Genomic DNA, 18,076 nt, shown 5'->3' with positions numbered 1-18,076 from the left:
GCGCTGAACCGCCGTTCCGGTAGGTGGCAGGGGCCCATGACACCTCACCCGGAACGCGTGGGGCCCCCGCCGAAGCGAGGGCCCCACGGTCAGCCCGACCCGACGAAGATCACCAGCAGCAGCCACACCACAGGAGCCGTCGGCAGAAGCGAGTCCAGCCGGTCCATGATTCCGCCGTGGCCCGGCAGCAGTGAGCCCATGTCCTTGATGCCCAGGTCCCGCTTGATCATCGACTCGCCCAGATCGCCCAGCGTGGCCGTGGCCGCGACCGCGAAGCCGAGCAGCAGACCCTGCCACCAGGTGCCGTCGTCGATCAGGAACTGCATGCACAACGCGCCCGCCACCATCGCGAACGACACCGCGCCCAGCAGGCCCTCGCGGGTCTTGCCGGGGCTGATCCGCGGAGCGAGCTTGTGCTTGCCGAAGCGCCAGCCGACGGCGTACGCGCCGGTGTCGCTGACGACGGTCAGGAGCAGGAACGTCAGCACGCGACGCGGTCCGTCGTCGGCGGTCAGCATCATGGCGACGAAGGTGGCCAGGAACGGGACGTAGAAGGCCGCGAAGACACCCGCCGTGACGTCCTTGAGGTAGCCCTCCGGCGGTTCCGTCATCCGCCACGCCAGGACGGCCAGCGCGGTGAGCGCCATCGCGATCCAGGCGCCCTCGGCGCCCCGGGCGTACCCCGAGACGACCATGGCCGCGCCGCCGACCGCGAGCGGGACGAGGGGCGCCTTGATGCCCTTGCGCTCCTCCAGCCGACTGGTCAGCTCCCACAGGCCGACGACCACGGCGACCGCTATCACGCCGACGAAGACGGCCTTGACGACGAACAGGGAGGCGACGATCACCACACCGAGTCCGACCCCGACCCCTATGGCCGCACCCAGGTCACGGCCCGCGCTCTTCTTCTGCGGCGCGGACGCCGGCTGCGAGGCGTCGGGCATGGGCTCCGGATTCTGCGGCGCCGTCCCGTAGGGCCGCGCCTGCGGCGTGTCGTAAGGCCCATGGGACAGGACCTGCGGCGTGTCGTCGCGGAACAAGGGGCCGCCCGCCCGAGCGGCCCCCCGGACGTCATCCTGGTCTGAGCCGTACCCGGGTTCGTCGGGCACGACGGGCATGGGGCGAGTGTGCTGCGCGTCATGCGCATCGTACGCCGGACCCGCCGGGGCAGCCCCCTGGACAGGCCTCTGGTCGGACGGTCCCCAATACCCGGCAGGTGCCCCGGCTGGTGAACCGGCATGCGACCCGGGGGGTGACCCGGCTTGTGGCGGAGCGCCCCAGGAAGAGTCGTTCATCAGACCTCGAGCAGCTCGGCTTCCTTGTGCTTGAGGAGCTCGTCCACCTGGGCGACGTACTTGTGGGTGGTGTCGTCGAGCTCCTTCTCCGCACGGCGGCCCTCGTCCTCACCGACGTCGCCGTCCTTGACGGCCTTGTCGATGGCGTCCTTGGCCTTGCGGCGCACCGCTCGGATGGAGACCTTGCTGTCCTCGGCCTTGGTCCGGGCGACCTTGATGTAGTCGCGGCGGCGCTCCTCGGTGAGCTCGGGGAACACCACGCGGATGATGTTGCCGTCGTTGCTCGGGTTGACGCCCAGGTCGGAGTCGCGGATCGCCTGCTCGATGTTGCGCAGCGCGCTCTTGTCGAACGGGGTCACGACCGCCATGCGCGGCTCCGGCACGGAGAACGAAGCCAGCTGGTTGATCGGCGTCAGCGCACCGTAGTAGTCGGCCACGATCTTGTTGAACATCGCCGGGTGCGCACGGCCGGTGCGGATCGCGGCGAAGTCCTCCTTGGCAACCACGACGGCCTTCTCCATCTTCTCCTCGGCCTCGAGGAGGGTCTCTTCGATCACCAATTGCTCCTGCGTGTCTTGAGTAGGCCCGGCCGCGGTTCCTCGGTGAGGGCGGCGGTCGGCTGCGTCGCGTCTTCTTGTGCACGTTTCCCGACCGGCAGGACATTGTCCATCCCCCGGTCAGGGTCCGTCCCGTCCGTCCCCCGGGCGGGATGGCTGCCGGGTCGTCAGTCCCGGCTGCCCTGGTCACCCACAAGCGTGCCGATCTTCTCACCCTTGACGGCGCGCGCGATATTGCCCTCCGCCAGAAGCTCGAACACCAGGATCGGGAGCTTGTTGTCACGGCACAGGGTGATCGCGGTCATGTCCGCGACCTTGAGGTCGCGGGTGATGACCTCGCTGTAGCTGAGCGAGTCGAACTTGACGGCCTCGCGGTTGGTCTTCGGGTCGGAGTCGTAGACCCCGTCCACGCCGTTCTTGCCCATCAGCAGCGCCTCGGCGTCGATCTCCAGGGCGCGCTGGGCTGCGGTGGTGTCGGTGGAGAAGTACGGCATGCCCATACCGGCACCGAAGATGACCACGCGCCCCTTCTCCAGGTGGCGCACGGCACGCAGCGGGATGTACGGCTCGGCCACCTGCCCCATGGTGATGGCGGTCTGCACCCGGCTGTCGATGCCCTCCTTCTCCAGGAAATCCTGGAGGGCGAGGCAGTTCATGACCGTACCGAGCATGCCCATGTAGTCGGAGCGGGCCCGGTCCATGCCGCGCTGCTGGAGCTCCGCACCGCGGAAGAAGTTGCCGCCGCCGATGACGACGGCGATCTGCGCGCCGTCGCGCACGACGGCCGCGATCTCGCGGGCGATCTTGTGCACCACGTCGGGGTCGACACCCAGGCCGCCGCCGCCGGCGAAGGCCTCTCCGGACAGCTTCAGCAGAAACCGCCCGCTCACATTGCCGTCGTCGCTCTTCTGAGCCTTGGTGGTCATGGAGATCCCGCCTCTTTCACGTGATGCACATGCGAAGAAGGCCATTGCCGGTGGGGTGTCGTTCGCATCCCATGCGCGGCAATGGCCTCCTCGTCAGATCTGCTGTCGTCCCGCACGCACGCGTGCGTGAGGGCGTACGCGGACGACACCTACGACCCTATCGGGGTCGCGCGTCGAGCGCGGTACGGACTCAGATGCCGACCTTGATGCGCGTGAAGCGCTTCAGGGTGACACCGGCCTCGTCCAGAACCTTCTGGACCGACTTCTTGTTGTCGAGCGCGTACGGCTGGCCGAGCAGCGTGGCGTCCTTGAAGAAGCCGTTGAGGCGACCCTCGACGATCTTCGGCAGGGCGGCCTCGGGCTTGCCCTCGGCGCGGGTGGTCTCCTCGGCGACGCGGCGCTCGGACTCGACGACCTCGGCTGGCACGTCGTCCTTGGAGAGGTACTTCGGCGCGAAGGCGGCGATGTGCTGGGCGACACCCTTGGCGATCTCGGCGTTGGGCTTGTCCAGCTCGACCAGGACGCCGATCTGCGGCGGCAGGTCGGGCATGGTGCGGTGCATGTACGCCGACACGAAGCCGTCCGCGAACTGCGAGAAGCGGTCCAGGACGATCTTCTCGCCCAGCGTGGCGTTGGCCTCGTCCACGAACGCCTGAACGGTCTTGCCGGGCTCGATCTCGGAGGCGAGCAGGGCCTCCAGGTCGGCGTAGGGGCTCTTGGCGACGTGCTCGGCGATCGCGGTGGCGACGGCCTGGAACTTGTCGCCCTTGGCGACGAAGTCCGTCTCGCACTTCAGCTCGACGAGGACGCCGGAGGAGTTGTCGTCGGCGATGATCGAGACCACGGCGCCGTTCTCGGCGGAGCGGCCCTCGCGCTTGGCGACGCCCTTCTGGCCCTTGATACGAAGCGCCTCGACGGCCTTCTCGACGATGCCCTCGGCCTCGTCCAGCGCCTTCTTGCAGTCCATCATGCCGGCGCCGGTGAGCTCACGAAGCTTCTTGACGTCGGCGGCGGTGTAGTTCGCCATGATTCTGGAATCTCTCTCGAAGTCTGAAGATCTACGGGCCGGACGGCGGGGACTTTGTGGTCCCCGCCGTCCAGAACCCGAAGATGGTGAGGGGTCAGGCCTGCTCGGCGTCCGCGGCAGGGGCCTCGGTGGCGGCCTCAGCAGCGGGGGCCTCGGCCGGAGCCTCAGTGGCGGGGGCCTCCTCGGCAGCCTCGGCCGGAGCCTCAGCAGCCGGAGCCTCAGCGGCGGGCGCCTCGGCGGCAGCGGCCTCAGCGGCCGGAGCCTCAGCCTCGTCCGCCTTCTTCTCACCCTCGAGCAGGTCGCGCTCCCACGCGGCCAGCGGCTCGCCCGCGGCCTTCTCGCCCTTGCCCTCGGTGGCGACACCGGAGCGGGAGATCAGACCCTCGGCGACCGCGTCGGCGATCACACGGGTGAGCAGGGTGACGGAGCGGATCGCGTCGTCATTGCCCGGGATCTTGTAGTCGACCTCGTCGGGGTCGCAGTTGGTGTCGAGGATGGCGACGACCGGGATGTTGAGCTTCCGGGCCTCGCCGACCGCGATGTGCTCCTTCTTGGTGTCCACGATCCAGACGGCGCTGGGCACCTTGGACATCTCGCGGATACCACCGAGGGTCTTCTCCAGCTTGGCCTTCTCGCGCGAGAGCACGAGAAGCTCCTTCTTGGTCAGACCGGACGCGGCGACGTCCTCGAAGTCGATCTGCTCAAGCTCCTTGAGGCGCTGCAGACGCTTGTACACGGTCGAGAAGTTGGTGAGCATGCCGCCCAGCCAGCGCTGGTTGACGTAGGGCATGCCGACGCGGGTGGCCTGCTCGGCGATGGCCTCCTGCGCCTGCTTCTTCGTGCCGACGAACATGACCGTGCCGCCGTGGGCGACGGTCTCCTTGACGAACTCGTAGGCGCGGTCGATGTACGACAGCGACTGGAGCAGGTCGATGATGTAGATGCCGTTGCGCTCCGTGAAGATGAAACGCTTCATCTTCGGGTTCCAACGACGGGTCTGGTGACCGAAGTGGACGCCGCTTTCCAGCAGCTCCCGCATCGTGACGACGGCCATGGCCGTTCTCCTTGGTGTTCTCGGTTGTGCCGCGGGTGCCGGACGGCACTCGCGCCTGACGCCCGTGATGCGCCTTGCCGCTGGGGACCGAGAGGCGCTGACACCGACCATGTGACGGTCTGGTGGCGGGGCGTGCGAAGTCGACCCGGTGACCCGGATCGCCAGAAGAAGTGTACGGGACCCGCGCGGTACCGGGTGACGCCGTTGTCCACAACGGGGAAGTTGTCCACAGGTCCGGGCCGTCCTCCGGGCGGTTGCGGGACGGTTCTCGCATGCGAGCGAAACGATGCGCGGGTGTCCGGGGGCGTACGTGTCCGGTGGTGCTGTCGCTGCTGACGGCGGCGCTGTTGACCTGCACGGTCCGGCCCGGCGGCGAGCGGATCTCCCTGGGCCCGGCGGCCACGGACACGACGGTACCGGCCATCGGCCGCACCTGGCCCGTGGGCCTCAACCCGCCGGTCCTCCGCGGCTGGGAGCCCCCGGCGACGACGTACGGCCGCGGCCACCGGGGCGTGGACCTGTCAGCGCCGCCCGGCACCCCGGTACGGGCGGTGGCGGCGGGCCGGGTCTCCTTCGCGGGCAGGGTCGCGGGCAAGGGTGTCGTCTCGGTGGAGCTGACGGGGACGGGCGACCCACCGCTGCGCACGACGTACGAGCCGGTACGGGCGTCGGTGTCGAGGGGCGACGAGGTCGCCGCGGGCGAGGTGATCGGCACGGTGGAACAGGCGGGTTCACATTGCGCGACCATGTGCCTCCACTGGGGCCTGCGGCGAGGCGAGACCTACCTGGACCCGCTGTCGCTGTTGCCGACGTGGCTGTTGCACCAGGGCCCGTCGAGGCTCCTGCCGGTGATCGACGTACCGCTACCGGGGTAGCCGGTCCACGCCGGCCGCCCCAGCCGCACACAAGGGCAGGGATGCGGGGCCCACGTCGGCCCCGCAGGAGCCGACGTCAGCCCCGTACAGCCCGCAAAGCCATCCCCACGGCGGCCTCCGTGATCACCGATGGCTCCTCCGCCGCACCCAGCTCGATCCTCCGCACAGCCGCGTCGACCATCCCTTGCAGCAGCATCGCGGCCATCCGAGGTTGCGCGTGCCCCATCTCCCCCAGAGCCTCCACGATCATCGCGACCAACCCCCCGTGCGCGGCCCGGATCTTCTCCCGGGCCCCCCCGTCCAGTTCACTCACGGAGATGGCGACCACAGCCCGGTGGCGCCTGTCCCCGACCAACGCCAGCTGCTGCCGCACATACGCCTCGACCTTGGCCTCCGGGCCGTCCGCCGCGGCCATCGTCGCCGACACCTCCGCCGCCCAGACGGGAAAGTCGACCTCGCACAGCTCCTCGACCACCGCGGCCCGCGACCGGAAGTACTCGTACACGGACGACCGGGCAAGCCCCGTCCGCTCGGCGAGGGCGGGGAAGGTCAGCGCCTCCGTCCCGCCTTCGGACAACAGGGAACGAGCCGCGTCCAGCAGGGCGGCTCGCTGCATCGACCGGTGCTCGGCCACGGAGGCCGCTCGAATCCTTGGCACGTCAACCACTTTACGGACGGACCACCCCGGAGGGGAGTCCCGGCACCGGACCTGGCCTCATCCGGCCAGGTCAACGACCAAAGCCGGCCAGCTTCGCCCGCAACTGCAGCACGGACTTGGTGTGAATCTGACTCACCCGGCTCTCGGTGACCCCCAGCACGTTCCCGATCTCCGCGAGTGTGAGCCCCTCGTAGTAGTAGAGCGTCACGACGGTCTTCTCCCGCTCGGGCAGTGTGTTGATCGCCCGCGCCAGAAACCGCCGCAGCTCCCGGCCCTCGGCCACCTCGACGGGGTTGTCGGCAGCCGTGTCCTCCAGCGTGTCCATGAGGCTGAGCCGGTCGCCGCCCTCGCCGCCGACGTGCAGCAGCTCCTCCAGGGCCACCACGTTGGCCAGCGACAACTGACTGAAGACGGCATGGAGATCGTCCACCGCGATCCCCATCTCGGCGGCCACCTCCACCTCGCTCGGCGTCCGTCTGAGCTGCGCCTCCAGCGTCGCGTACGCTCGCTCGACGTTGCGCGCCTTCTGCCGCACCGACCGCGGGATCCAGTCCAGCGCCCGCAGCTCGTCGATCATGGCGCCCCGGATCCGGGTGATCGCGTACGTCTCGAACTTGATCTCCCGGTCGACATCGAACTTCTCGATCGCGTCGATCAGCCCGAAAACGCCGGAGGACACGAAGTCGGCCTGCTCCACATTGGGCGGAAGCCCGACACTCACCCGTCCCGCCACGTACTTCACGAGCGGCGAGTAGTGCAGGATCAGCTGCTCGCGCAGCCGCTCGTCCCCCGTCGCCTTGTACGACCGCCACAGCTCCTCGAGCGTCGAGGGAGCGGGCGGCCGCACGCTGCCGCCCTCGCGGGCGGCTGGGGGTTGCGCCGCCCGGTCGGACCCGGAGGTGTGCTGGGGCATACGTCGCCTTGTGCCGTTCTGCTGCGAAGTGGTACTGCCTGGGGGAGCTGTCGGCCTGATGCCGAGTTGCCTGTCCTCGTCGGAATCCTCGTGAGCGTAGCGTGACTGACGTGTCGCGGTGTGCGAACGACCTGGCTCGGGCCGTACGAAGATACGTTCCGCTGGACGCCCCACCGAGGCGCACCCCTCGCTCTGCGTGATGGCGGCATCACACCAACTGCGGGGATTTGCAAGGGCGTCAGGGTTCCCCCGGACGGCCGAACATGCTCGGTCAACCCCCATGGCGGTCACTCCGTACGAAGATCATTGACTGGCGTGTCAACTTCCAGCCGTCGCCGTGTCGTTCGACGTAACCAAGTGCTCGGAGTTCGTACAGTCTCGCGACGGCGTCGTCCTGCGTGGTCTGCGCACCGCGGGCGATCTCCTCCACGGTCGCCGTGTCACGCCCCGGCAGAGCGGCCAGAACCCGCCGGGCGGCGGCGTGGAGAAGATCGCGCGGCAGCACGGGCCCGCGCCGCTCCGGGGCCAGCTCCCCCATGTCACCGACCAGTTCGACGACCTCCGCGGCGTCGGTGACCAGCACCGCGTCCTGCCGCAGCAGCTCGTGCACACCGGCGGAGAGACCGCTGGTGGCGGGCCCCGGGACGCCCATGGTGTGCCGGCCCAGCCGCCGTGCCGCCCGGACCGTGACCAGGGAACCGCTCCGATAGGCGGCCTCGACCACCACGGTCCCCCGGGTGAGCGCGGCGATCACCCGGTTCCGCAGCACGAATCTGCTCGGCGTCGGATGGTCCCCGGGCGGCAACTCCCCGACCACCAGCCCCTGTTCCGCGATCCTCGTGATCAACTGAGTGTGCCCGCGCGGGTAGGGCCGGTCGACCCCGCAGGCGAGGACGGCGACGGTGGCGCCGCGCGCGCCGAGGGCGCCACGGTGGGCGGCCCCGTCGACGCCGTAGGCGCCTCCGGAGACCACCACCCAGCCCCGCTCCGCGAGGCCGGCGGCGAGGGTGGCCGCCATATGAGCGCCGTACTCGGTGCAGGCGCGGGCGCCGACGACCGCCACCGACCTGAGCGCCCACATCCGCAGGCTGGGCCGGCCCCGCACCCACAGCCCCAGGGGCCGGGCGTCGCCGAGATCGTCGAGCTGTCCGGGCCACTCGGCGTCACCGGGACCGACGAACCGCACCCCGGCGGCCCGTGCGACGGCGAGGTCCTGCCGTGGCTCGGCCCGCGCGGCCCGAGCAACCAGACCGGCCCACCGCTTCTCGCTCACCCCCGACAGCGCCTCCCCGCCGTCCCGCAACCTCCGGACCACTTCCCGCACCCCGAACTCCCGCACCCACCGCCCGGCGACCTCGTCCCCGGGCTCGATGACACGGGTGAGGAATACACGGTCGAGCAGCTCACCACGCGGATCCTCCTCGACGCTCACGTCAGCGCCCCGATGGCCATGGGAACGCCGCGTGGCACTCCGGTACGCAGTTGCAGGGCCAGGGCGACGTCGGTCGCGTCGGGACGGTCGTGGCCGACGAGGTCGGCGACGGTCCAGGCCACGCGTAGGACCCGGTCGAGCCCGCGAGCGGTCAGCACGCCCCGTTCCAGGCTCCGCTCCGCCTCGCCCATGGCACCGGGGGCGGCGTGCCAGCGGTTGCGCAGCTCACGTCCGGGCACCTCACTGTTGGTGCGCCAGGGAGTGTCGGCCAGCCGGGCCAGCGCCCGGGCTCTGGCTTCCCGGACCCGGTCGGCCACGGTCGCTGTGGACTCGCCCCGCGCACCCCGCCCGCTCAGCTCGGAGCGGGTGACCCGGTCCACCTCGACGCGCAGGTCGACCCGGTCGAGCAGCGGGCCCGACAGCCTTGCCTGGTAGCGCCGGATCGCCGCAGGCGGGCACTCGCACAGGTCGCCCGTCAGGGAGAAACGGCCGCACGGGCAGGGGTTGGCCGCGAGCACCAACAGAAACTTCGCCGGGAAGCGCACCACGCCGGCGCTGCGCGCGATCACCACGTGCCCCGCCTCCAGGGGCTGCCGGAGAGCGTCCAGAGCCTGACTGCCGAATTCGGGTGTTTCATCCAAAAAAAGGACGCCGCGATGAGAAAGCGAGACCGCTCCGGGCCGGGCGACGCGCTGGCCGCCGCCGACCAGCGCCTGCATGGTCGCCGAGTGGTGCGGGGCGCAGTAGGGGGCGATGTCGATCAAGGGCTTGCCCGGGGGCAGCAGCCCCGCCACCGAGTGGACCGCCGTGACCTCCAGCGACTCCTCCCGGCTGAGCCGGGGCAGGAGGGCGGGCAGCCGCTCCGCGAGCATGGTCTTGCCGGCTCCTGGCGGTCCTTCCAGGAAAAGGTGGTGTCCGCCCGCCGCGGCGACCTCCACCGCCGTACGCGCCGACCTCTGGCCCACGACATCGGCGAGGTCGTGGCCGTGGTCGAGCTGGGCGGCACCCATGCCGTGCATGCCCGTGGCCGCGCCCGTGCCCGGCACGCACAGGCCGGCGAGCAGCGGGTCGGGGCGGCCCGGCTCGTCGGGTTCCTCCTCGGGTACGGGTTCGTCCGCGAGGACCGCGATCAGCTGCCGCAGACTGCGCACCCCGAGTACGGACACGCCCGGCACCAGGGCTGCCTCGGCGGCGGCGCACTCGGGCACGACCACGTGCTCGTAGCCGGCGTCCGCCGCGGCCAGCACCGCCGGGAGGATGCCCCGGACCGGCCGGACGCGTCCGTCGAGGCCCACCTCACCGATCATCACGAGGTCGGCGAGCACCCGCGGGTCGATCCGCTCGGCGGCGCCGAGGACCGCGCAGGCAATTCCAAGATCGAACCCAGATCCGGACTTCGGCACCGAGGCCGGGCTGAGCCCCACCGTCAGTTTCTTCTGCGGCCACTCGGCCCCCGAATTCACCACCGCGGCCCGAACCCGGTCCCGGCTCTCCGTCAGGCTCTTGTCCGGGAGCCCCACCAGCGTGAACGCCGCGACCCCGGGTTCGAGGTCGGCCTGGACCTCGACCACCACGCCCTCCACGCCCACCAGCGCCACCGAGCACGTCCGTGCGAAGCCCATCTCAGACCACTCCCCGCACATGCTCGACGACGGGTGCGCCGCGGCTGGGCAGGACCACACCCACCAGGTCGATGCGGACGCCTCCCGGCGGCGCTCCTCCGTGGGCGTGGATCCAGCGTTCGGCGAGGCCTCGGAGCCGCTCCGCCTTCTCGGGGGTCACGGCGGCCATCGGATGCTCGAAGAGCCCCACCCGCCGTGTCTTGACCTCGCAGACGACCAGAACGTCGCCGTCCCGTGCCACGATGTCGATCTCACCGGTCCTGCCGCAGCGCCAGTTGCGCTCCACGACCGTCATCCCGGTCTCGACCAGCCGCCTTGCGGCCAGCGTCTCGCCATACCTGCCGAGTGCACTGCGTGCGTTCATGCCGGCACCACCTCCGGCACCAACGGTCGCGCAGACGAGCCCACCGAGTTGATCTTGGTGGACTACTCACCGGTTGTGGAAAACTCCGTCACCCCTGCGAGGGATCACTCTCCCGAGGGATCACCCCACCGACGGCTTCAGCTGCCCGGCAGCTCCAGGTCGCTCTTGTTCAGCTCCTCGATGTTCACGTCCTTGAACGTGAGGACGCGTACCTGTTTCACGAAGCGAGCCGGCCGGTACATGTCCCACACCCAGGCATCCGCCATGGACACCTCGAAGAACACCTCACCCTGCACCGAGTGCACCTGCATCTCGTAGTCGTTGGTGAGGTAGAAGCGCCGCTCGGTCTCGATCACGTATTTGAACAGACCGACGACATCGCGGTACTCCCGGTAGAGCTTGAGCTCCATCTCGGTCTCGTACTTCTCGAGGTCCTCGGCGCTCATGGCATGTTCCCCTTCAGCCGTGCGATCCCACCATTGTGCGCCAGTCCCGCGAGCCCCTAGACGATTTCGGTGTCCAGGGTCACGGGCCCGGCCGGGGGACCTTCGTCGAGCAGCCTCTGGAGCAGCTCGGCGAGTCTGGTCGGATACACCGTCTCATGTGCCCGGGTCAGTTCCTGGCACGTCCACCAGCGCGCTCCGGCGACGCTGCGCCGCTCCAGCTCGGTCAGGCCCGTCGCCTCGATCGCCGTCCGGGTGGTACGGGCCAGGAAGTACCACTCGTCCTGGTCCCAGCGGCGGCCCGCGAACGGGAACGAGCACAGCCGTCGCCACAGCACCGGGCCGAGGTCGACCTCGGTGATGCCGGTCTCCTCCGCGAGTTCCCTGAGCGCGGCCTCTTCACGAGTCTCGTCGCCCTCCAGGCCGCCGCCGGGCGTGAACCACCAGTCGTCGGCCGGATCGTCCGGCTCGTGGCCGTGCAGCAGCAGGATGCGGTCCTGCGGGTCGAGCAGCACCACCCGGGCCACCCTGCGCGGTCCGCCCGCGAACGCGCCCTCGGAGGAGGGCTCGCCCGCCTCAGTGGGCACCGGCGGACCCCGCCCGCGGCCGGGAGCGGCCCATCCGCTGGGCGATCGGGCCGTACGCGCCACCGCCGAGGACGAGTACCCCACCGAGGACGATCAGGACGACGACCGTCCGCAGCGGACCGGGCGCGGAGAGCGGGCCGAGCGTCTCGAAGCCGGTGGGCTTCGTCTTCAGCATGCCGTTCATGGGCCACACCACGGCGTCCACCCGGGCCCTCACCGCGTTCCGCGACACCGTGCCACTGGCCGCGTCGGTCAGGTGGGCGGTGGAGTCCAGGGAGCCCTGACGCTCGTCACCGAGCAGGAAGAGCCGGCCCTTGGGCACCGTCACGGTCGGGAAGTCCGTGACCTCGGCGAGGCTGCCCGGGGGCAGATACGGCTCGTCGATCTGCTTGCCGTTGACCGTCAGCTTGCCCTTGGTGCAGCAGGACACCGTGTCCCCGCCGATGGCGACGACCCGCTTGACCACGAGGGCGTTGCTCACCCAGGCCGTGTCCTTGAAGACGACCACATCGCCCCGGCGTACCTCGTCGCCGTCCACCCGCTCGGCCAGGATCCGGTCGCCGGCGTCGATCGTCGGCGTCATCGAGCTGGTGGGCACGGTGTACGGCCGGTAGATCACCGCTCCCCAGGCGAATCCCCCGAGGAACAGCACAATGCCCAGTGCGACGGCCAGTCCGGACAGTCGCTGTCCGGTCCGGCTGCCCACCGGGCCCGTGCCTGTGCCGCCGCTGCGCGGGGCCGTACGTGTCGTGCTCTCACCAGCCATGGGTCCGCACCCTACCCGGCGGTACCTGACCCGGTCAGCCCTTCCGGCCCGGCCGAGGTCACAGCCGCACCGGCGTCCCTCAGCGCGTCTCGGTGGCGGCGGTCCTCCTGCGGCGCCACAGGACCACCGGTACGACACCGACGAGGGCGATCCCGTTCGGCGCGACCGTGAGGACGGCGGAGCCGACGGACGCCGAGGACCGGGTGTCCAGACCGTCCTGGTCGAAGGTGTCCGGGACCGGCAGGGTGCCCCAGCGGTTGATCGGCCAGGCCTTCACGACGGCCCGCCCGACGACCTCGTCCACCGGCACCATGCCGTGGTGCTTGTCGCTCTGGTTGTAGCGCGAGTCGCGCGAGTTCTGCCGGTGGTCGCCCATCACCCAGATGGAGCCCTTCGGTACCTTCACCGTGAACTGGCCGCCCTGGTCGTCGACGCTGCACGGGGTGTTGCCGGGGTACACGTACGGCTCGTTCAGGGCCTTGCCGTTGACCATGAGCGGGCCACTGTCCTTGCAGGAGATGGTGTCGCCGCCGACGCCGATGACGCGCTTGATCAGGTCCTTCTCCTCGGCGGACGGCATCAGGCCGATCCAGCTGAGGAACGTCTGTACCGCATTCGGGTTGGCCGTCGGCTCGCCCGCCAACCAGCTGTCGGGGTCGTGGAAGACCACGACCTCGCCGCGCTCGGGCTCGGATCCGAACCACGGGGTGAGCTTGTCGACCAGAACGCGGTCACCCTCCTGGAGGGTGTTCTGCATCGAGTCGGACGGGATCGAGAAGGCCTGCACCAGGAAGGTCTTGATCAGCAGCGCCAGCACCAGGGCGATACCGATCAGGATGGGCAGCTCCTTCCAGAAGGAGCGCGACTTCTTCACCTGGGGCGTCGAGCCACCGTGCCCCTGGCCGCCCGTCCCGGTCCGCCCGGTCGTCGTGCCGTCCTCGGGCGTCGTACCGTCCCCGGTCGCCCCGGAGTCATTCCCGGAGGTCACGGCGCTGTCCGCGGCCGGGACGGCATTCTCCGCGGAGCCTCCGCGGTGTTCCTCGCCGTCGTGTCCGGACCGTGCGCCAACCGCCACATCCCCCACGCCAACTCCTTACTCTGTGCCGCTGCCGCCTGCCCCGTACGCGGCGCAGGCCCACCACTCCCATAACGAGCGGGAGTTCCGCAGGGCTCGGGAGTTGGACCGATCCGTTCGGACCGTCGGGAGCAACCCTAAGCGACGGCGGAGCAGCCGCGGTCGACCCGGAGACCGAGTCGGACACGGAAGCGTAGGTTTTCGGCTCCTCCAGTTGGGTCCAGTGCCCGAACGGCCAGGCGATGACCATGGCCCGGCCCACCACGGAGTCCTCGGAGACCGTGCCGCCGTAGTCGGTGTTCTGGTGCGCCCGGGAGTCCGCGGAGTTGGCCCGGTGGTCGCCCATCACCCACAGCCGCCCCTGCGGGACGGTGATGGTGAACGGGGTCGTGGACGGGGCGTTGCCGGGATACAGATAGTCCTCGTTCAGGGGAACGCCGTTGACGGTGACCTTCCCCTGCGGGTCACAGCACTTGACGGTGTCGCCACCGACGCCGACGACCCGCTTGATGAGGTCCTTCTCGTCGTCCGACGGCAGCAGGCCGATGAAGGTGAGCCCCTCCTTGACCTGCTTGACGACGATGGGGTCGTTCTTCTTCGTGGCCGGCTGCTCGTCCTGGAGCCAGCCGCCGGGGTCCTTGAAGACGACGACGTCCCCGCGCTCGGGCTTGGACCCGAACCACGGGGTGAACTTGTCGACCAGGACCCGGTCGCCGATCTGGATCGTCTGCTCCATCGAGCCGGACGGGATCACGAACGCCTGGAGGAGGAAGGTCTTCAGAACGAGGGCTATGAGGACGGCGACGCCGACGAGAAGAGGTATCTCCTTGATCGCGGAGCGCCTGCGGCGCCGCTTGACCTTGCGCTGGAGCCTGCGCCGCTCGGCGCGGCTGCGTCCGGCGCCCGTGTCCGCGCCGGACAGGGCGCGTCGGGAGCCGGTGGGCAGCAGGTTGTCGGCCGCGCTGGCCGACGTACCGCGCGGTCTGCCGCGGTTACCCATGGGCGCCCACCGTGGCCGGCTCTTCCGCGACGGATACGCGCGCGTAGGCGGCGGGCCGGTGCAGGCGGGTGAAGTGGTCGCCGGGCCACAGGATCCAGTCGGTGCGGCCGATGACGTCGTCGACGGGGATCATGCCGCCGCCCGGGGAGCCCAGATGGTCGCGGGAGTCGCTGGACCTGCTCCGGTGGTCGCCGAGGACGAAGAGGGTGCCCGGGGGCACCTCGACGTCGAAGGGCACCGTGGACGGGCTGTCGCCGGGATACAGGAAGGCCGACTCGTCGACGGACCGTCCGTTCACCTCGATCCTCCCCTCCTCGTCACAGCAGACCACGCGGTCTCCCCCCACACCCACAACGCGTTTGATGTAGTCGGCGTCCCCGAAGTACCCCGTTCCGTCGAACACGACGACATCACCACGCTGTGGATCGGCACCGAAACGGTACGCCAACTTATTTACGAGAACGCGGTCCCCGATCCTCAATCCGTTTTCCATGGATCCGCTGGGAATCCGGAAGGGTTGCAGCACGAAGGTGCTGAGCAGCAGCAGGAACACCAGGCAGACCAGCAGGGTGAGGGTGATCCGCCCGCCGGGCAGCCGGTCGGAGACCCGCAACGAGAAACGCGACCGGTCCTCCGGTCCTCCCGGGTCCGAGATCTCCTCGGTATCGGAAAGGCTGGAGGAGCGGTCGCGCCCCGTCGGCTGTGCTTCGGTGTCCATCAGGGCCAGATGCTATCCGGCCCGGCTGTGACGCCCGAAAAGCGCTCAGTTGTCGCGCTTCTCCTTGATCTTCGCAGCCTTGCCGCGCAGGTCGCGCAGGAAGTACAGCTTCGCGCGACGCACGTCACCGCGGGTGACGAGCTCGATCTTCTCGACGATCGGAGTGTGCACCGGGAAGGTGCGCTCGACGCCGACGGAGAACGAGACCTTGCGGACCGTGAAGCTCTCGCGGACACCGGCGCCCTGACGGCGGATGACGACGCCCTTGAACTGCTGCACACGGGAGCGGTTGCCCTCGATGACGCGCACGTGGACGTTGACGGTGTCACCCGGGCGGAAGGCCGGGATGTCGCTGCGCAGCGACGCGGAGTCGACGGAGTCGAGCAGGTGAGACATTTCGTCTGCTTTCTACGGTGATGCCACAGGTCATCAACGGGAATTAGGTGTCCAGAAGGAGGCTGTCCGCGTCGGGGCGGGCGTCGTGTCCCCCTGTGGCAGGGGCGCACGCCGGACGGCGCACAACAGCGACCTATTCTTCCACGCCCTCTGGCCTGCGCCAAAATCGGCCGTACGGCTCACCCTCCGGGTCCGGTGCCCAGCCCAGGATGGAGAGCATCTCGCGGTCCTTCTTGTCGAAGGCCTGCGGGGCACAGCGCTCGATCAGGTCGGGCCGGTGGGCCGCCGTACGCCGCAGGGCCTCGTCGCGGCGCCAGCGGGCGATCTTGCCGTGATGGCCGCTGACCAGCACGTCCGGGATCCCGCGTCCGCGCCACTCGGGCGGCTTGGTGTAGACGGGCCCCTCCAGGAGGTTGGCCATGGCTCCGGGAGCGAAGGAGTCGTCCCGGTGCGACTCGGCGTTACCCAGGACACCGGGCAGCAGCCGTGCCACGGCCTCCGTGACGACGAGGACGGCCGCCTCGCCGCCGGCCAGGACGTAGTCGCCGATGGAGACCTCGTAGACGGGTATCCGGGCGGCGTACTCGTCGATGACACGGCGATCGATGCCCTCGTAGCGAGCCGGCGTGAAAAGCAGCCAGGGGCGCTCGGAGAGCTCGACGGCGAGCTCCTGGGTGAAGGGGCGGCCGCTGGGCGTGGGGACGATCAGGACGGGCGCGTGGGAGCCCGCCTCGTAGCCGTCCGCCAGGACGGAGTCCAGCGCGTCGCCCCAGGGCTCGGTCTTCATGACCATGCCCGGTCCGCCGCCGTACGGCGTGTCGTCGACGGTGTTGTGCCGGTCGTACGTCCAGGACCGCAGGTCGTGCACGTGCACGTTCAGCTGTCCACGCGCGCGTGCCTTGCCGACGAGAGAGACGTTCAGCGGTTCGAGGTACTCGGGGAAGATCGTGACGACGTCGAGGCGCATTACGCCTCTTCCTCGGCGGCGTCGCGTGAGGAGGCCACGACGGCGTTGTCGTCGATCAGCCCGGGCGGCGGGTCGATGACGGCCTTCTGCTCCTCGAGGTCGATCTCCGTGACGATCTTCTCGACGAAGGGGATCAGGACCTCGCTGCCGTCGGGGCGCTCCACGACGAACAGGTCCTGCGAGGGCAGGTGCGAGATCTCGGTGATACGGCCGACCTCGACGCCGTTCTTGGTCACCACGTCCAGATCCATCAGCTGGTGGTCGTAGTACTCGTCCTCCTCGTCGGGGAGCACCTCCGGGTCCACCTCCGCGATCAGGAGGGTGTTGCGCAGCGCCTCGGCGGCGCTGCGGTCCTTCACGCCCTCGAAGCGCAGGAGGAGACGGCCGCTGTGGACACGGCCGGTCTCGATGGTGAGGGGGCCCGTGGCGGCGGGGTCCGTGCGCAGGACGGCACCGGGCGCGAGCCTCAGCTCCGGCTCGTCGGTGCGGACCTCGACGGTGACCTCGCCCTTGATGCCGTGGGCACGACCGATGCGAGCGACTACCAGCTGCACTGTGCTTGCTTCTCCTGATCTCCGACAGCCTCTGGGGCTGCGTGCACGACAACGGGCCGGGGACGGCCCAGTGGCCCTCCCCGGCCCGAGCCGGTGCTGCGTTGCGTCAGCGGACGTGGTCCACGTCGACGAGGTCGACCCGGACACCGCGGCCGCCGATGGCGCCCACGACGGTTCGCAGGGCGCGTGCGGTGCGACCGTTGCGGCCGATCACCTTGCCGAGGTCGTCCGGGTGGACCCGGACCTCCAGCACACGCCCACGACGCAGGTCACGCGAGGCGACCTGCACGTCGTCAGGGTTGTCGACAATGCCCTTCACGAGGTGCTCGAGCGCCTCTTCGAGCATGCTGCTCAGGCCTCGGTCGACTCAGCCGAAGAGGACTCAGCAGGAGCCTCGTCCTTCTTCTCGGTCTTCTTCTTCTGGGTGATCGCCTCACCCTTGCCCTCGTCTTCGCCACCGAGCGCCTCGAACAACGGGCGCGCGGCCTTCTCGGCCGGCTGGAGCAGCGGAGCCGGGGCGGGCTCGCCCTTGAACTTCTGCCAGTCGCCGGTCTTCTTCAGGATGGCGAGCACGGGCTCGGTCGGCTGCGCGCCGACGGAGAGCCAGTACGCGGCGCGGTCGGCGTCGACCTCGATGCGCGAGGGGTTCTGCACCGGGTGGTACAGGCCGATCTCCTCGATCGCACGACCGTCACGACGGGTGCGGGAGTCGGCGACGACGATGCGGTAGTGAGGCGCACGGATCTTGCCCAGACGCTTCAGCTTGATCTTGACTGCCACGGGAGTGGATTCTCCTGAATTTGACGTGATGGGGCACGGCAGATGGCCGCGTGGGGTTGCGGTACCC

22 protein-coding genes are annotated in these 18,076 nt (G+C 69.8%); 1 reads left to right on the top strand and 21 read right to left on the bottom strand.

The genetic code is table 11. The annotated features are described in order from the left end of the window. Nucleotides 1–89 precede the first annotated feature (89 nt). The 5 genes from M2271_RS09695 to rpsB all read right to left on the bottom strand — a co-directional run bounded on the left by M2271_RS09695 (nucleotide 90) and on the right by rpsB (nucleotide 4,859). A complete protein-coding gene (locus M2271_RS09695; RefSeq protein WP_280886702.1) occupies nucleotides 90–1,295 on the bottom strand; it encodes a phosphatidate cytidylyltransferase in 1,206 nt (401 codons plus the stop codon). Then, on the bottom strand, nucleotides 1,295–1,852 hold the full coding sequence (gene frr, locus M2271_RS09690) for a ribosome recycling factor (RefSeq protein ID WP_280886701.1): 558 nt from the start codon (nucleotides 1,850–1,852) through the stop codon (nucleotides 1,295–1,297). Before frr ends, M2271_RS09695 begins: the two co-directional genes overlap by 1 nt. A gap of 167 nt (nucleotides 1,853–2,019) precedes the next feature. Beyond that, nucleotides 2,020–2,778 carry a UMP kinase gene (gene pyrH / locus M2271_RS09685; protein ID WP_280886700.1) on the bottom strand — a complete coding sequence of 253 codons (759 nt, stop codon included), beginning with the start codon at nucleotides 2,776–2,778 and terminating at the stop codon, nucleotides 2,020–2,022. Nucleotides 2,779–2,968: 190 nt separating this feature from the next. Next, nucleotides 2,969–3,805 (bottom strand): translation elongation factor Ts, encoded by an 837-nt coding sequence (gene tsf, locus M2271_RS09680; protein ID WP_280886699.1) that lies wholly within the window; start codon nucleotides 3,803–3,805, stop codon nucleotides 2,969–2,971. A 94-nt stretch (nucleotides 3,806–3,899) separates the two neighbouring features. Further along, nucleotides 3,900–4,859 carry a 30S ribosomal protein S2 gene (gene rpsB / locus M2271_RS09675; protein WP_280886698.1) on the bottom strand — a complete coding sequence of 320 codons (960 nt, stop codon included), beginning with the start codon at nucleotides 4,857–4,859 and terminating at the stop codon, nucleotides 3,900–3,902. A 272-nt stretch (nucleotides 4,860–5,131) separates the two neighbouring features. Here rpsB and M2271_RS09670 point away from each other — a divergent pair, with 272 nt between their 5' ends. Continuing rightward, nucleotides 5,132–5,734, top strand: a complete 603-nt coding sequence (locus M2271_RS09670) for a M23 family metallopeptidase (protein WP_280886697.1) — start codon at nucleotides 5,132–5,134, stop codon at nucleotides 5,732–5,734. A 76-nt stretch (nucleotides 5,735–5,810) separates the two neighbouring features. On the opposite strand, the gene M2271_RS09665 is transcribed toward M2271_RS09670, so the two are convergent. The 16 genes from M2271_RS09665 to rpsP all read right to left on the bottom strand — a co-directional run bounded on the left by M2271_RS09665 (nucleotide 5,811) and on the right by rpsP (nucleotide 18,009). Next, nucleotides 5,811–6,368 carry a helix-turn-helix domain-containing protein gene (locus M2271_RS09665; protein WP_280886785.1) on the bottom strand — a complete coding sequence of 186 codons (558 nt, stop codon included), beginning with the start codon at nucleotides 6,366–6,368 and terminating at the stop codon, nucleotides 5,811–5,813. A gap of 94 nt (nucleotides 6,369–6,462) precedes the next feature. After that, nucleotides 6,463–7,305, bottom strand: a complete 843-nt coding sequence (whiG, locus tag M2271_RS09660; RefSeq protein WP_280886696.1) for an RNA polymerase sigma factor WhiG — start codon at nucleotides 7,303–7,305, stop codon at nucleotides 6,463–6,465. Between the two features lie 271 nt (nucleotides 7,306–7,576). Then, on the bottom strand, nucleotides 7,577–8,737 hold the full coding sequence (dprA, locus tag M2271_RS09655) for a DNA-processing protein DprA (RefSeq protein WP_280886695.1): 1,161 nt from the start codon (nucleotides 8,735–8,737) through the stop codon (nucleotides 7,577–7,579). Next, the gene (locus M2271_RS09650; RefSeq protein WP_280886694.1) at nucleotides 8,734–10,359 is read right to left on the bottom strand and encodes a YifB family Mg chelatase-like AAA ATPase; all 1,626 of its coding nucleotides are present in this window, start codon (nucleotides 10,357–10,359) and stop codon (nucleotides 8,734–8,736) included. The genes dprA and M2271_RS09650 overlap by 4 nt, the downstream gene beginning before the upstream one ends. Before the next feature lies 1 nt (nucleotide 10,360). After that, nucleotides 10,361–10,723 carry a YraN family protein gene (locus M2271_RS09645; protein ID WP_280886693.1) on the bottom strand — a complete coding sequence of 121 codons (363 nt, stop codon included), beginning with the start codon at nucleotides 10,721–10,723 and terminating at the stop codon, nucleotides 10,361–10,363. 137 nt (nucleotides 10,724–10,860) lie between these two features. Further along, a complete protein-coding gene (locus tag M2271_RS09640) occupies nucleotides 10,861–11,169 on the bottom strand; it encodes a DUF2469 domain-containing protein (protein WP_005311352.1) in 309 nt (102 codons plus the stop codon). 56 nt (nucleotides 11,170–11,225) lie between these two features. Beyond that, nucleotides 11,226–11,753, bottom strand: a complete 528-nt coding sequence (locus M2271_RS09635) for an NUDIX hydrolase (RefSeq protein ID WP_280886692.1) — start codon at nucleotides 11,751–11,753, stop codon at nucleotides 11,226–11,228. Further along, a complete protein-coding gene (lepB, locus tag M2271_RS09630) occupies nucleotides 11,743–12,519 on the bottom strand; it encodes a signal peptidase I (RefSeq protein ID WP_280886691.1) in 777 nt (258 codons plus the stop codon). The genes M2271_RS09635 and lepB (M2271_RS09630) overlap by 11 nt, the downstream gene beginning before the upstream one ends. Before the next feature lie 79 nt (nucleotides 12,520–12,598). Continuing rightward, nucleotides 12,599–13,603, bottom strand: a complete 1,005-nt coding sequence (gene lepB / locus M2271_RS09625) for a signal peptidase I (RefSeq protein ID WP_280886690.1) — start codon at nucleotides 13,601–13,603, stop codon at nucleotides 12,599–12,601. Then, nucleotides 13,491–14,594: a signal peptidase I gene (gene lepB / locus M2271_RS09620; RefSeq protein ID WP_280886689.1), complete on the bottom strand. Its 1,104-nt coding sequence runs from the start codon at nucleotides 14,592–14,594 to the stop codon at nucleotides 13,491–13,493. The genes lepB (M2271_RS09625) and lepB (M2271_RS09620) overlap by 113 nt, the downstream gene beginning before the upstream one ends. After that, complete coding sequence (gene lepB / locus M2271_RS09615) at nucleotides 14,587–15,312, bottom strand: signal peptidase I (RefSeq protein ID WP_280886688.1); 726 nt, start codon at nucleotides 15,310–15,312, stop codon at nucleotides 14,587–14,589. Before lepB (M2271_RS09615) ends, lepB (M2271_RS09620) begins: the two co-directional genes overlap by 8 nt. A 45-nt stretch (nucleotides 15,313–15,357) precedes the next feature. Beyond that, nucleotides 15,358–15,708 (bottom strand): 50S ribosomal protein L19, encoded by a 351-nt coding sequence (gene rplS, locus M2271_RS09610; RefSeq protein ID WP_280886687.1) that lies wholly within the window; start codon nucleotides 15,706–15,708, stop codon nucleotides 15,358–15,360. 133 nt (nucleotides 15,709–15,841) lie between these two features. Next, complete coding sequence (trmD, locus tag M2271_RS09605; RefSeq protein ID WP_280886686.1) at nucleotides 15,842–16,675, bottom strand: tRNA (guanosine(37)-N1)-methyltransferase TrmD; 834 nt, start codon at nucleotides 16,673–16,675, stop codon at nucleotides 15,842–15,844. After that, nucleotides 16,675–17,229 carry a ribosome maturation factor RimM gene (rimM, locus tag M2271_RS09600; RefSeq protein WP_280886685.1) on the bottom strand — a complete coding sequence of 185 codons (555 nt, stop codon included), beginning with the start codon at nucleotides 17,227–17,229 and terminating at the stop codon, nucleotides 16,675–16,677. Before rimM ends, trmD begins: the two co-directional genes overlap by 1 nt. A 106-nt stretch (nucleotides 17,230–17,335) precedes the next feature. Further along, nucleotides 17,336–17,575, bottom strand: coding sequence for an RNA-binding protein (locus tag M2271_RS09595; RefSeq protein WP_005479813.1), 240 nt, complete (start codon nucleotides 17,573–17,575; stop codon nucleotides 17,336–17,338). Between the two features lie 5 nt (nucleotides 17,576–17,580). Beyond that, the gene (gene rpsP, locus M2271_RS09590) at nucleotides 17,581–18,009 is read right to left on the bottom strand and encodes a 30S ribosomal protein S16 (protein ID WP_280886684.1); all 429 of its coding nucleotides are present in this window, start codon (nucleotides 18,007–18,009) and stop codon (nucleotides 17,581–17,583) included. Nucleotides 18,010–18,076: the final 67 nt, after the last annotated feature.

Source organism: Streptomyces sp. LBL, assembly GCF_029893585.1.
Taxonomy (GTDB): domain Bacteria; phylum Actinomycetota; class Actinomycetes; order Streptomycetales; family Streptomycetaceae; genus Streptomyces.
The sequence above is the reverse complement of the archived record's forward strand: the minus strand, read 5'-3'. Positions and strand labels throughout refer to the sequence as shown.